The organism is Rhizobacter sp. P5_C2, assembly GCF_054049715.1.
Genome location: NZ_JBFULV010000063.1, coordinates 1 through 18,521, shown reverse-complemented (window position 1 = coordinate 18,521; position 18,521 = coordinate 1). Strand labels below are relative to the sequence as shown.

Sequence of the window (18,521 nt, the reverse complement as noted above, 5' to 3'; positions counted from 1 at the left end):
AAGAGCCTCCATGACCAAGACCTACCTGTTCCACGCCGGCGAGGCGACCGTGTTCGCGCGCGAAGGCCAGTTCACCGACGCGATGCCCGAGATCCTGATCGGCCGCACCGACGGCCCGGTCGGCCAGGCCTTCGCGAACATGATGGCGCAGAGCAAGGGCCACACCGCGATGTTCGCGATCCGCGCCTGCAACCAGCTGGTGCGGCCCGCGACCATCATCGTGCCGAAGGTCACGCTGAAGGATTTCGCCAACATCGACCTCTACGGCGGCGTGGTGCAGAGCGCCACCGCCGACGCGATCGTCGACTGCCTGATCGACGGCACGATCCCGAAGGACATCGCCAACGAGTTGTGCATCATCAGCCTGGTGTGGATCGACCCGCGCTGCGCGAAGGACCCGAACCTCGACAAGAAGGACATGTACCGCACCAACCACGAGGCGACGAAACTGGCGATCCGGCGTGCGTTGAACAACGAGCCGTCGGTCGACGAACTGATCGCCAACCGCCACACCATCAAGCACGACATGGACGACTGGAGCTGACCCGGTGTGAACGGCATCTGCGCCCTGCTCGACGACTGCCACGCGACGCGCGGCAACCCGCTCAGCCGCGTCTATGCCGGCTTCGAGCGCGAGCACCGCTGTGTCGATCCGTCGCGGCTCGACGCGGTGTGGGCCGCGGTCGACACCGACCTGCGCGCCGGCCTGCATGCGGTGCTGCTGGCCGACTACGAATGGGGCGCCAAGCTGATGCGGGCCGGGCATGCGGCGTTGCGGCCGGACGATGCGTCGTCGCTGCGGGTGCTGATGTTCCGCGACCTCGCGCGCCTGTCGAGCGACGACGTGGACGCCTGGCTGGCTGCGCACGGCGGCGAAGGTGACAGCGGCGTGGCGAACCTGCGGCCGAGCGTCGACCGGCCGGGCTTCACGCGGGCGATCGACCGCATCCACGAGGCAATCCGCAACGGCGAGACTTACCAGGTCAACTACACCTACCGCCTGCACGGCGACGCCCACGGTTCGCCGGTGGCCCTGTACCGCCGGCTGCGCGCACGGCAGCCGGTGGCGTTCGGCGCGCTGATCGTGCCGCCGGACGACGGGCGCGGCACGACGCACGTGCTGTCGCGCTCGCCCGAACTCTTCCTGCGCCACGACGCCGGCCTGTTGACCGCGCGGCCGATGAAGGGCACCGCCCCGCGCATCGCCGCGCCGGAAAGCGACAGCGAGACCGCGCGGCTGCTGCAGCTCGACATCAAGAACCGCGCCGAGAACCTGATGATCGTCGACCTGCTGCGCAACGACCTCGGCCGCGTCGCGCAGACCGGCTCGGTGAAGGTCCCGGCGCTGTTCGCGATCGAGCCGTATGCGACGCTGTTCCAGATGACGTCGACGGTGACCGCGCGCGTGCGGCCGGAGGTCGGCTTCGCCGAGCTGCTGCGCGCGGTGTTCCCGTGCGGCTCGATCACCGGCGCGCCGAAGCACCACACGATGGAGTTGATCGCCGGCCTGGAGACCACGCCGCGCGGCCTGTACTGCGGCGCGATCGGCTGGGTCGACGCACCCGAGGGCGACGCGCGCATCGGCGATTTCTGCCTCAGCGTGGCGATCCGCACGCTGACGCTCGGCGCCGAAGCGGGCGGGCTGCGGCCGGCGCGGCTGGGCATCGGGGCCGGCATCGTGCTCGACAGCCGCGCCGACGACGAGTTCGAGGAGTGCCTGCTGAAGGCGCGCTTCCTCACCGGGCTGGCGCCCGAGCGGGTGGCGGCGTGAGGACCGCATGAACCTGGCGCTGTTCGACCTGGACCACACCTTGATTCCGTTCGACAGCGGCATGGCCTGGACACGCTTCCTCGCGCAACGCGGCGTGCTGCCGCCCGAGGCGCCCGAGGACTACCTGGCCTGCTGCCACCAGTACGTGGCGGGTGCGCTGGACATCCGCGCGATGCACCGCATCACGGTGGCACCGCTGTCGGTCCATCCACGCGCGCAGATCGAGGCCTGGAGCGCGGCGTTCGAGGTCGCGATGGCGGCCGAGATGACAACCAAAATCCCGCGCGACATGCGGGCGCTGGTGGCGCGCCACCACGACGCCGGCGACCGCTGCGCCGTCGTCACCGCCACCACGCGCTTCATCGCCGAACCCTTCGCGCGGCTGTTCGGCATCCCGCAGGTGCTGGCGACGGAAGCCGAGTGGCGCGACGGCTTCCTGACCGGCGAGATCGACGGCGAGCCCTGCCACCGCGAACACAAGCTGAGCCGCATACTCGCCTGGCTGCCGAGCCCGGGTGGCCTGCGCGCGTTCGAACAGTCCTGGTTCTATTCCGACGCCGCGAGCGACCTGCCGCTGCTGCAGGCGGTGACGCATCCGGTGGCAGTCAGGCCGGAGCCGGCGCTGCGCGAGCACGCGCTGCGGGCCGGCTGGCCGGTGCTCGACCAGGGCCCGTGACGGGGGGCTTCTCTCACAACAACAAGGAGACAAACCATGGAATGGATTCGACAGGTCAGCCTGGTCAGGCGGGTGATGATCGGCTTCGTCGCGATGGGCGTGATCGTGCTGCTGCTGGGCGGCGCCGCCGCGTGGACGGTGCGGCAGCTCGCCGCCGGCGCCAAGCTCGATGCCGAGGCGGCCGCGTGGTGGTTCATGGCGTGCGCCGCGGCCGGCTGCGTCGTCGCGCTGCTGGCCGGCTGGCTGATCCGCGCCAGCATCAAGGAGTCGGTCGAGTCGACCGTGCAGTGCGTGATCCGCATCGCCGGTGGCGACCTCGAGACCAAGATCACGTCGTCGGGCAAGGACGAGATCTCGTGGCTGCGCGCCGAGCTGAACGGCATGCGCAAGAAGCTGCGCACGATGGTGATGGATGTGCGGCAGACGGTGGAGAGCGTCAACACCGCGTCGGACGAGATCGCCAGCGGCAACACCGACCTGTCGAACCGCACCGAGCAGCAGGCAAGCGCGCTGCAGCAGACCGTCAGCTCGATGGCGCAGCTGGCGTCCACCGTGAGCAGCAATTCGAACAGCACGCGCGACGCGCGCAGCGTGGTCACCGGCTCCAGCGAGATCGCGGCGCGCGGCGCGCAGACCATGCAGGACGTGATCGTGCGCATGGACGAGATCAACACCAGCGCCGGCAAGATCGCCGAGATCATCGGCGTGATCGACAGCATCGCCTACCAGACCAACATCCTCGCGCTGAATGCGGCCGTCGAGGCGGCGCGCGCCGGCGAGCAGGGCCGGGGCTTCGCGGTGGTGGCCGAAGAGGTGCGCAGCCTGGCGCAGCGCAGCTCGACCGCGGCGCGCGAGATCAAGGCGCTGATCGGCGACTCGAGCGCGAAGGTCACCGCCGGCTCGAAGCTGGTCGCCGATGCGGGCCGCACGATGCGCGAGATCGTCGACAGCGTGGGCCAGGTGGCGAGCCTGATCGCCGGCATCGCGCAGGCGGGCGAATCGCAGGGCAGCGACATCGGCCGCATGCAGCAGGCGGTGTCGAAGCTCGACACGATGACGCAGCAGAACGCGGCGCTGGTGGAGGAGCTGGCGGCGTCGGCGCAGTCGCTGAAGGGCCAGTCGGAGCGGCTCACCGAGGCGATGAGCTCGTTCAGGGTGACCGCCTAGGAACCTACTGGGCGCGCAGCGCCGCCAGGCGCCTGTGCGTGCCGGGGTGCGTGGCGGTGTCCTTGCTCGCGCCCATGCGCATCAAGGCCGAGAACACCGCGTCGCGCTGCACGCCCAGGCCCTCCAGCGTGCGCAGCGCAAACGCGTCGGCCTCGTACTCCTGCTGGTAGGCCAGCGCCGAGGCCTCGCGCCCCAAGCGCCCGGCGACCGGATCGGTCTGGTCGGCGGTGACGCTGCCGGGCACCCATTTCTGGTACATCACGCCCATTTGCGACCAGTGCGCCAGCGCGACATGACCCAACTCGTGCGCCAGCACGAACAGCCTGCCCTCTTCCGGCCAGTCGCCCATGCCCTCGTTGGCGATCACCACGCGGCCCCGCAGCGTCTCGGCCACGGTGTCGCCACGCACCACGCGCAGCTCGGCGGCGCCCTCCAGCCCCAGCGTGTGCACCAGCCTGTCGAAGCTGTCGCGCACCTTTTGCGCGCGTTCGCTCTCGACCGGCGCCGGCGAGAGCCGCTCCAGGCGCACGTTCTGCGAGCGCTCCAGCACCTGCGTGATGTCTTCGCCACGCGCGCTGCTCGCCGCCAGTGCCGCTCCGATCAACATCCACCACCGCATGCCGTGACGCTCCTGCACAGACCCTTGTCAGGATTACGGCGCAAGAACCGGGCCTGATTCAAGGGTTTACCCGGATGTTGCCCGCGAACCGGGGGGCGCCGTGCCGGAATGCACGGGCAAACGCGGTGCCATCGGCTGGCGCGGGTGGGGATCAAGCCTGGATCAATCCCCAGTGCAGCGCCACCAGCGTCAGCTCGGACTGGTTGCTCGCGCCCAGCTTCTGCTTCACGTGGTACAGGTGCGTGCCGACCGTGCTGGGCGACAGGTTCAGGTTGGCGGCGATCTGCGCCACGCCCAAGCCGCGCGCCAGCTGGATGAAGACCGAGAACTCGCGCTCGCTCAGCGTTTCGGCCGGGTTGGTGTCGCCCTTCATCTGGGCCAGCGCCAGCACCTGGGCGGTTTGCGCGTCCACGTAGGGGCGATGCCCGGCCACGGCAGTGACGGCGGCGATCAGCGCCTCCGGCGCGCCGCGCTTGGTCAGGTAGCCGAGGGCGCCAGCCTGCATCACCCGCCGAGGGTGGGCGGTGTCCTCATGCGCCGACAGCACCAGCACGCGGGCCTTCGGGTCCTGCGCCAGCAGGCGCCGCACCGCCTCGAGCCCGCCCATGCCGGGCATCGACAGGTCCATCACCACCACGTCGGGCTTGAGCTTCGGATAGTCGGCGCAGGCCTGTTCGCCGGTGTCGGCCTCGGCCACCACCTCGATGCCGGCATCGGCCAGCAGCATGCGGAACCCCATGCGCACCAGCGCGTGGTCGTCGACGAGCATCACGCGGATCATTCGGGGAGCACCTCGGTTCGGGGAACGGGCATCGGCAGGCGCACGGCCAGCCGCACGCCCTGGGGTGAATGGGGCAGCAGCTCGAAGCTGCCGCCCAGGCCTTGCACACGCTCGGCCAGCCAGCGCAGGCCATGGTGGCCCTTCTTGTCGGCCCAGTCGGCGGCCAGGCCGACGCCATCGTCGACCAGTTCGAGCACGATGCCGTCGGCCGTCGCCTGCAGCCGCACATCGACCCGCTGCGCCCGGCCGTGGCGCAGCGCATTGGTGAGCCCCTCCTGCGCAGCGCGGTACAGCGCGAGCGCCGCTTCGCTGCCGAGCAGCACGCCGGCCATGTCGGCCTGCAGCGCGATCTGCGCGCCGGGGTGGCTGCGGCGGGTGCGCTCGGCAAGGTCGGCCAGCGCTTCGGCGAGGCCGAAGGTGTCGAGCACCAGCGGCGTGAGGCGCGGGATGATGCCGTGCATCGCGTCGTACAAGCGCGAGGCTTCTTCGGCGATCAGGCGCGCCGCCTGCTCGGCCTGCGGGTCGAGCGTGCGCATGCGCTGCGCGATCGACAGCGCCATGCTGCGCATCGCCGTCACCGACTGGCCCAGCTCGTCGTGCAGCTCGCGCGCGATCAGGTGGCGCTCCTGTTCGATCTGGTGGTCGACCCAGCGCGTGAGCTCGCGGCTTTCGGACAGCTGCAGCTCGGCGCGCACCGCGCGGCGCTCGGTCTCGATGTGCCCCTGCAGCATGCCGACCATGCGATTGAAGGCCTTGCCGATGGTGCCGGCCTCGGCGCCGGGCAGCGGCGGCAGCACGACATCGAAGCGGCCGGCTTCGAGCTGGTTCAGCGCGTCGACGATGCGGCCGAACGGCCGCACCGTGTGGCCGACGAGCGCGTACACCAGCAAGTTGAGCACCACCAGCGTGACGACGGCGCCGAACACCAGCACGATGGCTTCGTCCCACGCGTCGAGCACGGCGCGCGAGGCGTTCGCCTGCACCGTCAGCTTGCCGTCGGGCAGCTCGAGCGATTGCAGGGCCGGCGGCGGCGCGACCAGCGCATCGAACCAGTCGGGCGCATCGCGGCCGGGCTTGTAGGGCGAGCTGGGCGAGGTGTAGAGCACGGCGCCCTGCTTGTCGAGCAGCGTGATGTCGTTGGAACGCACCCGCCCCATGCCCTGCAGGAAGCCGAGCACCGCCGGCGTGCCCTGGGCCGCATAGCGCCACACCGTGCGGTTCAGGAATTGCGACGCGACGCGGTTGGCGGCCACCACCTCCTCGTTGACCGATTCGCGCATGCTGCGCAGCTGCAGGCCGAGCATCACGACCAGGAACAGCAGCGTCAGCAGGCCGACGATCAGGTGGATCTTGAGGCGCAAGCTCATGACGGCCAGCTGTCCAGCGCCTCGACCATCGCGCGCACCATCGCCGGATGGGAGGGGTCGTGGCCGGCGCCCTCGACGAGGCGCAGGCGGCTGTGCGGCAGGCGCTGGTGCAGCGCGACCGCGCCCTCGGGCCGGCAGACATGGTCTTCGCTGCCGTGCAGCAGCAGCGTCGGCACGGCCGGCAGGCGATGGCAGCGATCGAGCAGCGGCGGGTCATCGAGCCAGCAGCGGTGCAGCAGGTAGTGGCTTTGCACGCGGTAGCGGTCGACCTGCGCATCGAGCACCGCGCCCGATGGCTCGGGCTGCACCACGGCGCCGGTCGCCAGCGTGCTTTCCCAGCGCCACCAGGCCAGCGCGATGCGGCGCGCGGTGTCGGCATCGGTGTTGGCAACGACACCCAGGCCGCGCGCCAGGAAGGGCAGCAAGCGGTACCGCTGCTCGGGCGGCGCGATGGCGGCGAATTCCACCCAGGCCTCGACATGCCCGACTGGAATCACATGAAAGAACCCGATGATGTCCTCCTCGCGCGCGAGGAAGGTGGCGCGCAGCAGCAGCCCCGTCACCGCACTCGGATGCTCCATGGCATACGCAAGCGCGAGCGTGGCGCCCCATGAACCGCCGACCACCAGCCAGCGGTCGATGCCCAGCGTTTCGCGCACCGTTTCCAGGTCGGCGATCAGGTGGGCGGTGGTGTTGTCGACGATGCTGCCGCGCGGCCGGCTCCGGCCGGCACCGCGCTGGTCGGGGCTGACGATGCGGAAGCGGCCCGGATCGAAGAAGCGGCGCAGCAGCGGCGAGCTGCCGGAGCCCGGGCCGCCATGCAGCACCACCACCGCGATGCCTTGCGGGTGGCCGCTTTCCTCGACATGCAGCACGTGGCCGCCCGACACGCGCAGCGCGTGCACGCCGTACGGTGCGGTTTCGGTGTAGAGCATGGCGGGGGGATCGTAAACGGAGATTCCCCGTTCGGGCTGAGCTTGTCGAAGCCCTGGTCCGATGCGAGCAGGCCCTTCGACAGGCTCAGGGCGAACGGGGAGTTGTTCACGCTGCCAGCAGGTTCTTCTGCTGCGCCACCAGCCGCATGATCATCGGCGTGAAGATCAGCTGCATCGCCAGTTCCATCTTCCCGCCCGGCACCACCAGCGTGTTGGCGCGCGACATGAACGAGTCGTGCAGCATCGACAACAGGTACGGAAAATCGATGCCGCGCGGATTCGCGAAGCGGATCACGACCAGGCTTTCGTCCGCCGTCGGGATGGTGCGCGCGATGAACGGGTCCGACGTGTCCACCACCGGCACGCGCTGGAAGTTGATGTGGGTGCGCGTGAACTGCGGGCAGATGTATTCCACGTACTCGTGCATGCGGCGCAGGATCACGCCGGTCACCGCCTCGGTCGAGTAGCCGCGCGTGCTGCGGTCGCGGTGGATCTTCTGGATCCACTCCAGGTTGATCACCGGCACCACGCCGATCAGCAGGTCGGCGAAGCGCGCCACGTCGACCTTGTCGGTCGTCACGCCGCCATGCAGGCCCTCGTAGAACAGCAGGCTGCTCGGCGGCAGCGGCTCCCACGCGGTGAAGGTGCCGGGTGCCTGCTGGTACGGTGCGGCCTCGTCCTCGTTGTGCAGGTACTTGCGGCTCTGCCCGCTGCCGGTCTCGGCGTAGCTGCGGAACAGCTCCTGCAGCTCGGCGAACAGGTTCGCGTCGTCGCCGAAATGGCTGAAGTGCGGTTGGTGCTGCTGCTCGGCCTCGGCCATCGCCGCCTTCATCGCCTCGCGGTCGTAGCGGTGGAAGCTGTCGCCCTCGACGATGGCGGCCGCCACGCCCTCGCGGCGAAAGATGTTCTCGAAGGTCTTCGTGACCGAGGTGGTGCCGGCGCCGGACGAGCCGGTGATCGCGATGATGGGGTGCCTGGCGGACATGGGGACTCCTTCAGGCCGTGACCGCGAACAGGCCGCGCTTGCCGAACAACGGCGAGTCGTAGTTGGCGGCCGGTTCGTCGCGGTGGTAGGTTTCGATGCGCGCCACCTCGTGGCGCGAACCGAAGACGAAGCCGATGCGCTGGTGCAGCGCTTCCGGCTGTACCTCCATCAGCCGCGAACGCCCGGTGCTCGCGCCGCCGCCGGCCTGCTCGATCAGGAACGAGATCGGGTTCGCCTCGTACAGCAGCCGCAGCCGGCCGGCGCGCGCCGGATCCTTGCTGTCGCGCGGGTACAGGAACACGCCGCCGCGCATCAGGATGCGGTGCGTCTCGGCCACCAGCGACGCGATCCAGCGCATGTTGAAGTCGGCACCGCGCGTGCCGGTCTGGCCGGCCAGGCATTCGTCGACGTAGCGCTTGACCGCAGGCTCCCAGAAGCGGCTGTTCGACGCGTTGATCGCGAACTCGCAGGTCTTCTCGGGGATGCGCAGCTCGGGGTGGCTCAGCACCCATTCGCCGAGCAGCGGGTCGAGCGTGAACGCATGCGTGCCGCGGCCCAGCGTCAGCACCAGCATGGTCGACGGCCCGTAGATCGCATAGCCGGCGCAGACCTGCTGCGTGCCCGGCTGCAGGAAATCCTGCGGCTGCGGATCCTGCCCCGGCGAGACGGCGCGCAGCACCGAGAAGATGCTGCCGACCGAGACGTTGACGTCGATGTTCGACGAACCGTCGAGCGGATCGAACAGCAACAGGTACTTGCCGCGCGGGTGCTCCGGCGGCAGCGTGTACGGCGCCTCCAGTTCCTCGGACACCATGCCGGCCGTGTGACCGCCCCATTCGGTGGCGCGCAGGAACAGCGCGTTGCCGAGCACGTCGAGCGTCTTCTGCTCCTCGCCCTGCACGTTGCCGGTGCCGGCGCTGCCGAGCGCACCGTCCAGCGCGCCATACGCGACCTTGCGCGCGATGGTCTTGCAGGCGAGCGACACATCGGTGATCAACGCGTTCAGGTCGCCGGTGGCCTCGGGGTGGTGGCGGCGTTCCTCGATCAGGAACTGGGTCAGGGTCGATCGTCCTCCGGTGAGCATGGCGTGTCTCCTGGTTTACTGGTGGATCGGTGTGCGCACGGGCAGGCGGGCGAGCAGGTCGGCGGGCGCGTCCAGGCGCCACACGCCGGCGAGCGCGACCGGGGCGGGGCCGTAGCCCCAGGCGACCCAGGCGGCGGGGCTGCCCGCGGCACTGGCCGACGCCAGGTCGGCCGGGCCGTCGCCGACCATCAGCACGCTGGCGGCCGCGATGCCGAAGCGACGCGCCGCCTGCTGGATCAGCAGCGGCGAGGGCTTGCGCTGCGCCGCCGTGTCGGCGCCATGCACCTGCGCGAAATGCTCCAGCAGCCCGGCGGCGTCCAGCACCGCGCGCGCCAGCGGCGTCGGCTTGTTCGTCACCACCGCCATCGGATAGCGCCCGGCCAGCCGTGCCAGCAGCGCGGCGATGCCAGGGTAGGCCTGGCCCTGCGCCGACGGCGCGGCCAGCGTGGCGGCGTCGAAGCGCAGGCGCATGCGGGCCGCGAGCGCCGGCAGCTCGTGCAGCCCGCTGGCGTCGAGCGCCCGCACGATCAAGGCGTCGGGCCCGTCGCCGATCCAGCCGCGCACCGTCGCCAGCTCGAAGGGCGGCAACCCGTCCTCGGCCAGCGCGGTGTTGAGTGCGAGCGCGACGCCGGCGGCGCTGTCGACCAGCGTGCCGTCGAGATCGAAGCAGAGTGCGGCGACCGTCATCACGGGCTCTCGGCAAGATCGCGCCGCTGCGCGTTGACGCACAACGCGGCGATGGCCTTCGGGTAGTCGCCGCCGCTGAACACCGCCGAGCCGGCGACCAGCGTGTCGGCTCCGGCGGCCACCACGCGCGCGATGTTCTTCGCGTTGATGCCGCCGTCGACCTCGAGCCAGATGTCGCGCCCGCTCGCCTGGATGCGGCGGCGCGCGGCTTCGATCTTCGGCAGCACGCCCTCGATGAAGGCCTGCCCGCCGAAGCCCGGGTTGACGCTCATCAGCAGCACCAGGTCGAGCTGGTCGAGCACGTGGTCCAGCACGTTCAGCGGCGTCGCCGGGTTCAGCGCCAGCCCGGCCTTCACGCCGAACGAGCGGATCAGCTGGATCGTGCGGTCGACGTGCTCGCTCGCCTGCGGGTGGAAGGAGATGATCGACGCGCCGGCCTGCGCGAACATCGGGATCAGCGCATCGACCGGCTTGACCATCAGGTGCACGTCGATCGGCACCGGCTGGCCGCCACGCCGGCAGTGCGGCGCGATCGCCTGGCACACCATCGGCCCGATCGTCAGGTTGGGCACGTAGTGGTTGTCCATCACGTCGACGTGGATCAGGTCGGCGCCGGCGTCGATGACCGCCCTCACCTCGTCGCCGAGGCGCGCGAAATCGGCCGACAACAGGCTGGGGGCGATGCGGATGGCGGGGTTCATCGGGTGGTCTCGCGGTAGAGCGCCTGCACGGGCGACACCGGCCTGGCCGGGCGGGCGATGCGGACCAGCTCGTCGAAGCCGAGCTCGCCCAGGTCCGGCAGCAGCAGGCTGGCCGCGCGGAAATCGCCGTCCTGCGTCCAGAAGGTCGGCGTGACCAGCGTCCACAGGCCGGCCGCCGTGGCGGCACGCAGCCCGTGCGCCGAATCCTCGACCGCCAGCGCCTGCTCGGGCGGCAGGCCCAGCGTGTCGAGCGCGAGCCGGTAGATGTCGGGCGCGGGCTTCTTCGCGCGCACCTGGTCGCCGCAGGCGATCACCGCGAACATGTCGAGCCCGCGCGGGCCGAGCGTCGCGCCGAGCAGCGCGTGGATGTTGGCGGCGGTGGTGGTGCTGGCGATGGCCAGGTGGCAGCCCTGCTCCAGCGCCTCGTTCAGCAGGCGCTCGACGCCGTCGCGCAGCGGGACGCCGCCGTCGTTCACCACCTCGCCGTAGAAGCGCGTCTTGTCGGCATGCAGCTGCGGCACCAGGGCCAGCAGGCGCTGGCGCTCGGCCGCGCCCAGCGGCAGCAACGCGATGTACGACGCGATGCGCTCCTTGCCGCCGGGCACCTCGAGCAGCTGCCGGTAGTCGGTGCGCGTCCAGGTCCAGCCCAGGCGGTGCCGTTCGAACGCGCTGTTGAACGCGATGCGGTGCGCTTCCTCGGTGTCGGCCAGCGTGCCGTCGACGTCGAAGATCAGGGCTTCCACGCTCATGGTGATGCTCCTTGTCCAGTGCCGGAAAACACGCGGCTCGCGAGCACGTCTTCGGCCTGCAGCGTGCACAGCTGCTCGCGCGTCAATCGCAGGTCGGCCGTGAACAGCCGCGTCGCATGGCGCAGCCGGATGCGGTCGAGCGCATTGCGGATCGAGCGCGCATTCGCGAAATGCGGCTGCTGCCGGCGCAGGCTCAGGTAGCGCGCGAAGGCCGGCTCGGCAGCGGCGTCGAAGCGGTAGTTCAGCCGCGTCAGCATCAGCCGCGCGATCAGCATCAGCTCGGCCTCGCTGTAGTCGGGGAAATCGATGTGGTGCGCGATGCGCGAGGCCATGCCGGGGTTGCTCCCGAAGAAGCTGTCCATGCGGTCGCGGTAGCCGGCGAGGATCACCACCAGGTCGTCGCGCTGGTTCTCCATCACCTGCAGCAGGATCTCGATCGCCTCCTGCCCGTAGTCGCGCTCGTTCTCCGGCTTGTAGAGGTAGTAGGCCTCGTCGATGAACAGCACGCCGCCCATCGCCTTCTTCAGCACCTCGCGCGTCTTCGGCGCGGTGTGGCCGATGAACTGGCCGACCAGGTCGTCGCGCGTCACCGCCACCAGGTGGCCCTTGCGCACATAGCCCAGTTGCTTCAGCACCTCGGCCATGCGCAGCGCGACGGTGGTCTTGCCGGTGCCGGGGTTGCCGGTGAAGCACATGTGCAGCGACGGCGGCTGCGACTGCAGCCCCTGCTCGGCGCGCAGCTTGTCGATCAGCAGCAGCGCGGCGATGTCGCGGATGCGGCCCTTGACCGGCGCGAGGCCGATCAGCTCGGCGTCGAGCTGGTCGAGCATCGCGCGCGCCGCGGACGCCTCCGGCATCTCGCCGGGCGGCTGGCACAGACTGTCGCGGTCCTCGTTCATGCGGTGCTCACTCCTGGCGCAATCCGTACCGTTCGCCTTCCGGCGAGCGCTGCACGGCGTAGCTTTCGATGCTGTATCGCAAGCTTCGTCCCGCCTCTTCGGTGCGGATCAGCCGGAAGCCCGGCTCGTGCTTCGGCCGGTTGACGATGAAGGACAGCACCACCGATTCGGTACCGTGCGTCGAGTCGAACGCGGCCAGGCGGATGTAGTGGTCCGGGAAGGTTCGTCGGCACTGCCGCAGCTCCAGCATCACGCCGGCCGCGTCCGACACGTCGAACATCGGGTTGCCGAACATCTCCCAGAAGGTGTTGCGCGGGTGGGGGTCGTCGGTGTACTCGATGCCGATGGCCCAGCCCTGGCGCAGCGCGTGCTCGAGCTGGGCGGTGATCTGCGCGTCGCTGAGGTCGGGCAGGAACGAGAAGGTGCCTTGGGTGATTCGCATGCGGGTCTCCCGGGGATTCAAGCGACCGCGAGGGTCGGGACGTAGTCGGAGCTGTCGGTCGGCGTGTAGTTGAAGCTGACCTCGCCCCAGGTGTCGAGCGCGGCGCGCAGCGGGCTGCACCAGCGGGCCGCCTCGGCCAGGATGTCGGGGCCTTCGTTCGCGATGTCGCGGCCTTCGTTGCGCGCCAGCACCATCGCCTCGAGCGCGACGCGATTGGCGGTGGCGCCGGCCTGGATGCCCTGCGGGTGGCCGATGGTGCCGCCGCCGAACTGCAGCACCACGTCGTCGCCGAACAGGTCGAGCAGCTGGTGCATCTGGCCGGCGTGGATGCCGCCGGAGGCGACCGGCATCACCTTCTTCAGCGCGCCCCAGTCCTGCGCGAAGAAGATGCCGCGCGGCAGGTCGACCACGGTGTGCGTGTCGCGGCAGACGTTGTAGTAGCCCTGCACCGTCATCGGATCGCCTTCGAGCTTGCCGACCGCGGTGCCGGCATGGATGTGGTCGACGCCGGCCAGCCGCATCCACTTCGCGATCACGCGGAAGCTGACGCCGTGGTTCTTCTGGCGGGTGTAGGTGCCGTGGCCCGCGCGGTGCAGGTGCAGGATCATGTCGTTCTGCCGGCACCAGTGGCTCATCGACTGGATCGCGGTGTAGCCGACCACCAGGTCGATCATCACGATCACCGAGCCGAGCGACTTCGCGAACTCGGCGCGGCGGTACATCTCCTCCATCGTGCCGGCGGTCACGTTCAGGTAGCTGCCCTTGACCTCGCCGGTGGCGGCGCTCGCCTTGTTGACGGCGTCCATCACGAACAGGAAACGATCGCGCCAGTGCATGAAGGGCTGCGAGTTGATGTTCTCGTCGTCCTTCATGAAGTCGAGGCCGCCGCGCAGGCCTTCGTAGACCACGCGGCCGTAGTTGCGGCCCGACAGCCCGAGCTTGGGCTTGGTGGTGGCGCCGAGCAGCGGCCGGCCGAACTTGTCGAGCCGCTCGCGCTCGACCACGATGCCGGTCGGCGGGCCGCTGAAGGTCTTCACGTAGGCGACCGGGAACTGCATGTCCTCGAGCCGCGCGGCCTTCAGCGGCTTGAAGCTGAACACGTTGCCGATGATCGACGCGGCGACGTTGGTGATCGAGCCCTCCTCGAACAGGCTCAGATCGTAGGCCACGTGGCAGAAGTACTGCCCGGGGTTGTTCGGCACCGGCTCGACCTTGTAGGCCTTGGCGCGGTACATGTCACAGGCGGTGAGCCGATCGGTCCAGACCACCGTCCAGGTGGCGGTGCTCGACTCGCCGGCCACCGCGGCGGCGGCCTCGATCGGGTCGACCCCGTCTTGCGGCGTGATGCGGAACAGCGCGAGGATGTCGGTCGCCTTCGGCACGTAGTCGGCGTTCCAGTAGCCCATCTGGGCGTACTTCAGCACACCGGCCGAATAGCGCTTCTTCGCGTCGGTGATCTGCGTGGCATCTTTCATGTGGCCCATGGGCACTCTCCTTGCTGATGCACCGACTGTAGGAACCGCAACGCATTCAAAAAAGTGAATTCTTTTCGTCGACTCATAAGCTTTGACTGATGTTGAAGAACGCCACCTTCCGACAGCTCGCCGCCTTCCATGCCGTGTCACGCCTGGGCAGCGTGTCGCGTGCCGCGAGCGAACTGCACCTGACGCAGCCGGCGGTGTCGATCCAGCTGAAGCTGCTGGAAGAGACCGCCGGCGCGCCGCTGCTCGAGAAGGCCGGCCGCGGCGTGCGCCTGACGGCGGCGGGCGAGCTGATGGCGGGCTACGCGGCGCGCATCCTCGAGCTGTGGCGCGAGGCCGGCGACGAGATGGCGGCGCAGCAGGGCCTGTTCTCGGGCACGCTGCGCGTCGGCGCGGTCACCACCGCGGAGTACCTGCTGCCTCCCCTGCTGGTGGCCTTCGCCGGGCAGCACCCGGACGTGAAGATGAAGCTGCAGGTCGGCAACCGCGACGAGATCGTGCGCATGCTGGCGGCGCAGGAGGTCGACCTCGCGATCATGGGCCGGCCACCCGCCGAGCTGAAGACGAGCGCCGTGGCGTTCGCCCGGCACCCGATGGCCTTTATCGCGTCGCCGAAGCATCCGCTGATGGCCAGGCGCCGGCCGACCCTGGCCGACCTGGTCGATGCCAACCTGCTGGCGCGCGAGCGCGGCTCCGGCACGCGCACGACGCTGGAGCGGCTCTACAAGGAGGCCGGCGTGCCGCTGCGCATCGGCTCCGAGCTGTCGAGCAACGAGGCCATCAAGCACATGTGCGCGGCCGGCCTCGGCGTGGCCTTCCTGTCGCTGCACACCTGCGCGCTGGAGTTCGAGGCCGGCCTGCTGGACCTGCTGCCGATGGCCGGCAACCCGCTGCAGCGCGACTGGTACGTGATGCACCTCGCGACACGCCGCCTGCCGCGGGTCAGCGCGGCCTTCAGGCAGTTCCTCGAAGACGAGGGCCAGGCCCTGATCGACGCGCAGCTGCAGGCGCTGGCCCGCAAGCTGCAGAAGACGACTCACCCGGCCCCGCGCACGCGCCGCGGCTGAGCCGGGAGGCCGCCGTCACGCCTTGCAACAGTTGTCATCCGCACGTCACAAGAACGGCGGCCTTGCCCTCAAGCTTGAGGATGCGCTTCATCGGCGAAGCCGCACCATCATGCATGCGTCGCCCGTTCGTGCAGCCTGGGCGCGGGGCCCCACCGGCCGGTGTCGCTTGAACGCGGGACTGTTCGCCGCCCGCACCCTCGCCTAGTTTTGACAACGGCTCGACGCCGACGGCATCGCACCGACCGATGCCGTCCCGCAGTCCTCGAAGTCCGCGCCTCGCGCTGCCGCGCGCGGCCTGTCGACCTGTCCCGGGAGGATCCATGAACGTCCGCGCTCCCTGTGCGCCCGAGAAATCTTTTGCAGGCACTGCCGCCGGCACCGACGAGGGCCATGTCGGCCAGTTGATCCGCTCGCTGCTGCTCGCGACCGCCTGCATCACCGGCGACGCCCCCACCTCGTCCATCGACAACGACGGCGACGAGGTGCTGCTCGACATCGATGTCGACGGCTGCCGCTACCTGCTGATGCGCCTGCCACAGCTCGATCCGATGCGGGCGAGCCTGAGCCCGCGCGAGCAGGAGATCGCGCGCATGGTGGCCGCCGGCCACCCCAGCAAGGCGATCGCGCAGGTGCTGAACATCAGTTCGTGGACCGTCGGCACGCACCTGCGCCGCATCTTCGCCAAGCTGGGCGTCAAGTCGCGCGCCGCGATGGTCGGGCGGCTGCACGAGGTCGGCATCGTCGTCCACGCGCGCAGCGTGTCGGCCGACGCCTCCCACGGCGGTGCCGCGGCGGCGCCGATCGGCGAACGCCGCCGCGCCTGAGCGCGGCCTCAGCCGGGACGCCGCCGCGCCAGCAGGCGCTGCAGGTTGCCGCCGAGCACGGCCGCCTCGTCGCGTGCCGACAGGCCGAGCAAGCGGATCTTGTGCAGCTCCAGCCCCGGGTGCAGCCACGGCCCGTCGGAGCCGAACAGCAGCTTGCGCGCACCGGCACGGCGCACCGCTTCGACCAGGTAGTCGAAGCGCCGCACGCCGGAGGTGTCGGCGTAGACGTTGGGATGGCGCACCAGCTGGTCGATCACCGCCTGGTGCGCGCGCCAGTCGTCGGCGAAGCTGCCGAGGTGCGGCACGATGAAGTCGACATCGGGGTACGCCGGCGCGAACATCTCCACCACCGCGGTCCGTCCGGCCACGTCCACCAGCAGCGGGACGGCATGGCGGCGCGCCGCCTCGCAGACCTCGCGGTTCGGCATCGCCTCGTGGCCGTGCACCTTGATGCCGCGCAGGCCCAGTCCAAGCACGGCGCGATCGACCATCGCGCCGATGCGCCCGGCATCGCGCGCGCAATGGACGAACGCGAAGCCGATCAGGCGGCCGCGGTGCCGCGCGACGATGCGCGCGAGCGCCTCGTTGGCCGCCGCGTAGTCGGAGTTGAAGGCCGGGAACACCACCGTGCGGTCGATGCCTGCCGCGCGCGCGCGGCGCAGGTAGGCGCCGAGCGGCGCATCGGTGGTCCACGGCGCGGTCAGCTGGTCGCCGTGGCCGGCATGGCAATGGCCGTCGATGCGCATCGTCGCCTCGCTCAGGCCGCCTGCAGCGGTTCGGCGGCGCGCCACCGCGGCGCGCCTGCCGGTGCGCGGCCCAGTTCGCCGCCCAGTTCGCCGAACAGCGCGATCACCGCGGCAACGGCGCGCTCGAAGGTCGGCAGGTGCAGCTTCTCGTCGGGCCCGTGCCGCGCCCCGTCGTTGGGGGCGAAGCCGAGCGCGATGGTCGGCGCACCGAGCTCCGCCTGGAAGCCGTGCAGCGCGGGAATGGTGCCGCCGCCGCGCAGCATCGCCGGTGCGACGCCGAAGGCCTGCCGGCAGGCGGCCACCGCGGCGCGCAGCGCCGGATGGCGCGGGTCCATCAGGAACGGCTTCGCACCCGACAGCGTGCGCAGCCGCACCCGCACCGTCGGCGGCGCCACCGCGGCGACATGGCGCCGCAGCAGCTGCGCGATCTCGCGCGGGTCCTGGTCGGGCACCAGGCGCAGGCTCAGCTTGGCCGAGGCCCGGGCCGGGATCACCCCCTTCGACCCCGGCCCGGTGTAGCCGCCGTGGATGCCGTTGACCGTGAGCGCCGGGCGCAGCGCCAGGCGCTCGTACAGCGACCAGTCGCGCTCGCCCCAGGGCGTGTCGATGCCGGCGTCGTGCATCAGCCCGGCATCCGTCGGTCCGTCGCGCGCGAGCAGCGCACGCTCGGCGGCGCGCCAGCGGCGCACGCGGCCATGGAAGCCGGGGATCGCGATGCGGCCCTGCGCATCGTGCAGGCCGGCGATCAGCTCGCACAGCGCCTGCACCGGGTTGTGCACGATGCCGCCGAAGTTGCCCGCGTGCAGGTCGTGCGGCGGGCCGTCGACCTGCAGCTCCAGGTACAGCGCACCGCGCATGCCGTGCATCAGCGCAGGTTGCCCGGGCCGCGCGAGCGCGGAGTCGGCCATCAGCACCGCGTCGCAGGCGAGCGCGTCGCGGTGCGCCCGCACGAAGGGCATCAGGTGCGGGCTGCCGATCTCCTCCTCGCCTTCGAACAGGCACACCAGGTTCACCGGCAGGCGGCGCGCGGTGGCGAGCCAGGACTCGATCGCCTTCACCAGGATGAAGAGCTGGCCCTTGTCGTCGCTCGACCCGCGGCCGTACAGCGCTTCGCCGCGCACCGTCGGCACGAACGGCGGCGAGTGCCAGGCCGCGAGCGGCTCGGCCGGCTGCACGTCATGGTGGCCGTAGACCAGCAGCGTCGGCGCGCCGGGGGCGCCGCGCCACGAGGCGAGGACCAGCGGATGGCCGGCCGTCGGCACGCTGCGCGCATCGGGCAAGCCGATGCCGCGCAGGTGCCGCGCGAGCCAGTCCGCGCAGCGCCGCACGTCGGCCGCGTGGCGCGGCTGCGCGCTGACCGACGGCAGCGCGACGAAGGCCTTCAGCTCGTCGACGAAGCGCGGCTGCTGCGCGCCTGCGAACCGCAGCGCCGCGTCGAGTGCCATCGCCGTGGCGCCACCGGCTCAGAGTTCCAGCTCGTTCTCGCGGGCCGGCACGCGCGCCGGCGCGCGCTGCACGCTGACGCCCGGCCCGCTGCGCC

19 protein-coding genes and 1 pseudogene are annotated in these 18,521 nt (G+C 70.7%); 6 read left to right on the top strand and 14 right to left on the bottom strand.

The window, feature by feature from the left end; genetic code table 11:
- Positions 1-10 precede the first annotated feature (10 nt).
- From fae to ACXJLU_RS21615, 4 genes and pseudogenes are all read left to right on the top strand, one after another.
- On the top strand, positions 11-544 hold the full coding sequence (fae, locus tag ACXJLU_RS21630; RefSeq protein ID WP_457334508.1) for a formaldehyde-activating enzyme: 534 nt from the start codon (positions 11-13) through the stop codon (positions 542-544).
- A gap of 6 nt (positions 545-550) precedes the next feature.
- Positions 551-1,753, top strand: a pseudogene (gene pabB, locus ACXJLU_RS21625) (aminodeoxychorismate synthase component I); the annotation flags it as partial.
- Positions 1,754-1,778: 25 nt separating this feature from the next.
- A complete protein-coding gene (locus ACXJLU_RS21620; RefSeq protein WP_457334506.1) occupies positions 1,779-2,447 on the top strand; it encodes an HAD family hydrolase in 669 nt (222 codons plus the stop codon).
- 36 nt (positions 2,448-2,483) lie between these two features.
- Entirely contained in the window at positions 2,484-3,614 is a 1,131-nt protein-coding gene (locus tag ACXJLU_RS21615; RefSeq protein ID WP_457334504.1) for a methyl-accepting chemotaxis protein, read from the top strand.
- Positions 3,615-3,618: 4 nt separating this feature from the next.
- Here the strand turns inward: ACXJLU_RS21615 and ACXJLU_RS21610 are convergent, their stop codons facing one another.
- From ACXJLU_RS21610 to ACXJLU_RS21555, 12 genes are all read right to left on the bottom strand, one after another.
- On the bottom strand, positions 3,619-4,233 hold the full coding sequence (locus ACXJLU_RS21610; RefSeq protein WP_457334502.1) for a M48 family metalloprotease: 615 nt from the start codon (positions 4,231-4,233) through the stop codon (positions 3,619-3,621).
- A gap of 151 nt (positions 4,234-4,384) precedes the next feature.
- Positions 4,385-5,014, bottom strand: coding sequence for a response regulator (locus ACXJLU_RS21605; RefSeq protein WP_073467557.1), 630 nt, complete (start codon positions 5,012-5,014; stop codon positions 4,385-4,387).
- Positions 5,011-6,381: a histidine kinase gene (locus tag ACXJLU_RS21600; RefSeq protein ID WP_457334500.1), complete on the bottom strand. Its 1,371-nt coding sequence runs from the start codon at positions 6,379-6,381 to the stop codon at positions 5,011-5,013. Before ACXJLU_RS21600 ends, ACXJLU_RS21605 begins: the two co-directional genes overlap by 4 nt.
- A complete protein-coding gene (locus ACXJLU_RS21595) occupies positions 6,378-7,316 on the bottom strand; it encodes an alpha/beta fold hydrolase (RefSeq protein WP_457334498.1) in 939 nt (312 codons plus the stop codon). Before ACXJLU_RS21595 ends, ACXJLU_RS21600 begins: the two co-directional genes overlap by 4 nt.
- 106 nt (positions 7,317-7,422) lie before the next feature.
- The gene (locus ACXJLU_RS21590) at positions 7,423-8,301 is read right to left on the bottom strand and encodes a phosphoribulokinase (RefSeq protein WP_457334496.1); all 879 of its coding nucleotides are present in this window, start codon (positions 8,299-8,301) and stop codon (positions 7,423-7,425) included.
- Positions 8,302-8,311: 10 nt separating this feature from the next.
- On the bottom strand, positions 8,312-9,385 hold the full coding sequence (locus tag ACXJLU_RS21585; protein ID WP_073467561.1) for a class 1 fructose-bisphosphatase: 1,074 nt from the start codon (positions 9,383-9,385) through the stop codon (positions 8,312-8,314).
- Between the two features lie 15 nt (positions 9,386-9,400).
- Entirely contained in the window at positions 9,401-10,072 is a 672-nt protein-coding gene (locus ACXJLU_RS21580; protein WP_457334493.1) for an HAD-IA family hydrolase, read from the bottom strand.
- Entirely contained in the window at positions 10,072-10,773 is a 702-nt protein-coding gene (gene rpe, locus ACXJLU_RS21575; protein WP_457334491.1) for a ribulose-phosphate 3-epimerase, read from the bottom strand. Before rpe ends, ACXJLU_RS21580 begins: the two co-directional genes overlap by 1 nt.
- Complete coding sequence (locus ACXJLU_RS21570) at positions 10,770-11,522, bottom strand: HAD-IA family hydrolase (RefSeq protein WP_457334489.1); 753 nt, start codon at positions 11,520-11,522, stop codon at positions 10,770-10,772. Before ACXJLU_RS21570 ends, rpe begins: the two co-directional genes overlap by 4 nt.
- Positions 11,519-12,379, bottom strand: coding sequence for a CbbX protein (cbbX, locus tag ACXJLU_RS21565; protein ID WP_457334552.1), 861 nt, complete (start codon positions 12,377-12,379; stop codon positions 11,519-11,521). Before cbbX ends, ACXJLU_RS21570 begins: the two co-directional genes overlap by 4 nt.
- Positions 12,380-12,428: 49 nt before the next feature.
- Positions 12,429-12,863 carry a ribulose bisphosphate carboxylase small subunit gene (locus ACXJLU_RS21560; protein WP_457334487.1) on the bottom strand — a complete coding sequence of 145 codons (435 nt, stop codon included), beginning with the start codon at positions 12,861-12,863 and terminating at the stop codon, positions 12,429-12,431.
- Between the two features lie 17 nt (positions 12,864-12,880).
- The gene (locus ACXJLU_RS21555) at positions 12,881-14,347 is read right to left on the bottom strand and encodes a form I ribulose bisphosphate carboxylase large subunit (RefSeq protein ID WP_457334485.1); all 1,467 of its coding nucleotides are present in this window, start codon (positions 14,345-14,347) and stop codon (positions 12,881-12,883) included.
- A gap of 89 nt (positions 14,348-14,436) precedes the next feature.
- On the opposite strand from ACXJLU_RS21555, the gene ACXJLU_RS21550 reads away from it, so the two are divergent.
- Both ACXJLU_RS21550 and ACXJLU_RS21545 read left to right on the top strand, forming a co-directional pair.
- Positions 14,437-15,411 (top strand): LysR family transcriptional regulator, encoded by a 975-nt coding sequence (locus ACXJLU_RS21550; protein WP_457334483.1) that lies wholly within the window; start codon positions 14,437-14,439, stop codon positions 15,409-15,411.
- 320 nt (positions 15,412-15,731) lie between these two features.
- Positions 15,732-16,235 (top strand): response regulator transcription factor, encoded by a 504-nt coding sequence (locus ACXJLU_RS21545; protein ID WP_457334481.1) that lies wholly within the window; start codon positions 15,732-15,734, stop codon positions 16,233-16,235.
- Between the two features lie 8 nt (positions 16,236-16,243).
- Here ACXJLU_RS21545 and ACXJLU_RS21540 read toward each other — a convergent pair whose 3' ends face one another.
- Positions 16,244-17,026: an amidohydrolase family protein gene (locus ACXJLU_RS21540; protein ID WP_457334479.1), complete on the bottom strand. Its 783-nt coding sequence runs from the start codon at positions 17,024-17,026 to the stop codon at positions 16,244-16,246.
- Complete coding sequence (locus tag ACXJLU_RS21535; RefSeq protein WP_457334478.1) at positions 16,993-18,426, bottom strand: dipeptidase; 1,434 nt, start codon at positions 18,424-18,426, stop codon at positions 16,993-16,995. Before ACXJLU_RS21535 ends, ACXJLU_RS21540 begins: the two co-directional genes overlap by 34 nt.
- Positions 18,427-18,521 lie beyond the last annotated feature (95 nt).

Coding starts and splice junctions, on each gene's coding strand:
- fae (WP_457334508.1), top strand. CDS start 11: ATGACCAAGACCTACCTGTTCCACGCCGGCGAGGCGACCGTGTTCGCG.
- ACXJLU_RS21620 (WP_457334506.1), top strand. CDS start 1,779: ATGAACCTGGCGCTGTTCGACCTGGACCACACCTTGATTCCGTTCGAC.
- ACXJLU_RS21615 (WP_457334504.1), top strand. CDS start 2,484: ATGGAATGGATTCGACAGGTCAGCCTGGTCAGGCGGGTGATGATCGGC.
- ACXJLU_RS21610 (WP_457334502.1), bottom strand. CDS start 4,233: ATGCGGTGGTGGATGTTGATCGGAGCGGCACTGGCGGCGAGCAGCGCG.
- ACXJLU_RS21605 (WP_073467557.1), bottom strand. CDS start 5,014: ATGATCCGCGTGATGCTCGTCGACGACCACGCGCTGGTGCGCATGGGG.
- ACXJLU_RS21600 (WP_457334500.1), bottom strand. CDS start 6,381: ATGAGCTTGCGCCTCAAGATCCACCTGATCGTCGGCCTGCTGACGCTG.
- ACXJLU_RS21595 (WP_457334498.1), bottom strand. CDS start 7,316: ATGCTCTACACCGAAACCGCACCGTACGGCGTGCACGCGCTGCGCGTG.
- ACXJLU_RS21590 (WP_457334496.1), bottom strand. CDS start 8,301: ATGTCCGCCAGGCACCCCATCATCGCGATCACCGGCTCGTCCGGCGCC.
- ACXJLU_RS21585 (WP_073467561.1), bottom strand. CDS start 9,385: ATGCTCACCGGAGGACGATCGACCCTGACCCAGTTCCTGATCGAGGAA.
- ACXJLU_RS21580 (WP_457334493.1), bottom strand. CDS start 10,072: ATGACGGTCGCCGCACTCTGCTTCGATCTCGACGGCACGCTGGTCGAC.
- rpe (WP_457334491.1), bottom strand. CDS start 10,773: ATGAACCCCGCCATCCGCATCGCCCCCAGCCTGTTGTCGGCCGATTTC.
- ACXJLU_RS21570 (WP_457334489.1), bottom strand. CDS start 11,522: ATGAGCGTGGAAGCCCTGATCTTCGACGTCGACGGCACGCTGGCCGAC.
- cbbX (WP_457334552.1), bottom strand. CDS start 12,379: ATGCCGGAGGCGTCCGCGGCGCGCGCGATGCTCGACCAGCTCGACGCC.
- ACXJLU_RS21560 (WP_457334487.1), bottom strand. CDS start 12,863: ATGCGAATCACCCAAGGCACCTTCTCGTTCCTGCCCGACCTCAGCGAC.
- ACXJLU_RS21555 (WP_457334485.1), bottom strand. CDS start 14,347: ATGGGCCACATGAAAGATGCCACGCAGATCACCGACGCGAAGAAGCGC.
- ACXJLU_RS21550 (WP_457334483.1), top strand. CDS start 14,437: ATGTTGAAGAACGCCACCTTCCGACAGCTCGCCGCCTTCCATGCCGTG.
- ACXJLU_RS21545 (WP_457334481.1), top strand. CDS start 15,732: ATGAACGTCCGCGCTCCCTGTGCGCCCGAGAAATCTTTTGCAGGCACT.
- ACXJLU_RS21535 (WP_457334478.1), bottom strand. CDS start 18,426: ATGGCACTCGACGCGGCGCTGCGGTTCGCAGGCGCGCAGCAGCCGCGC.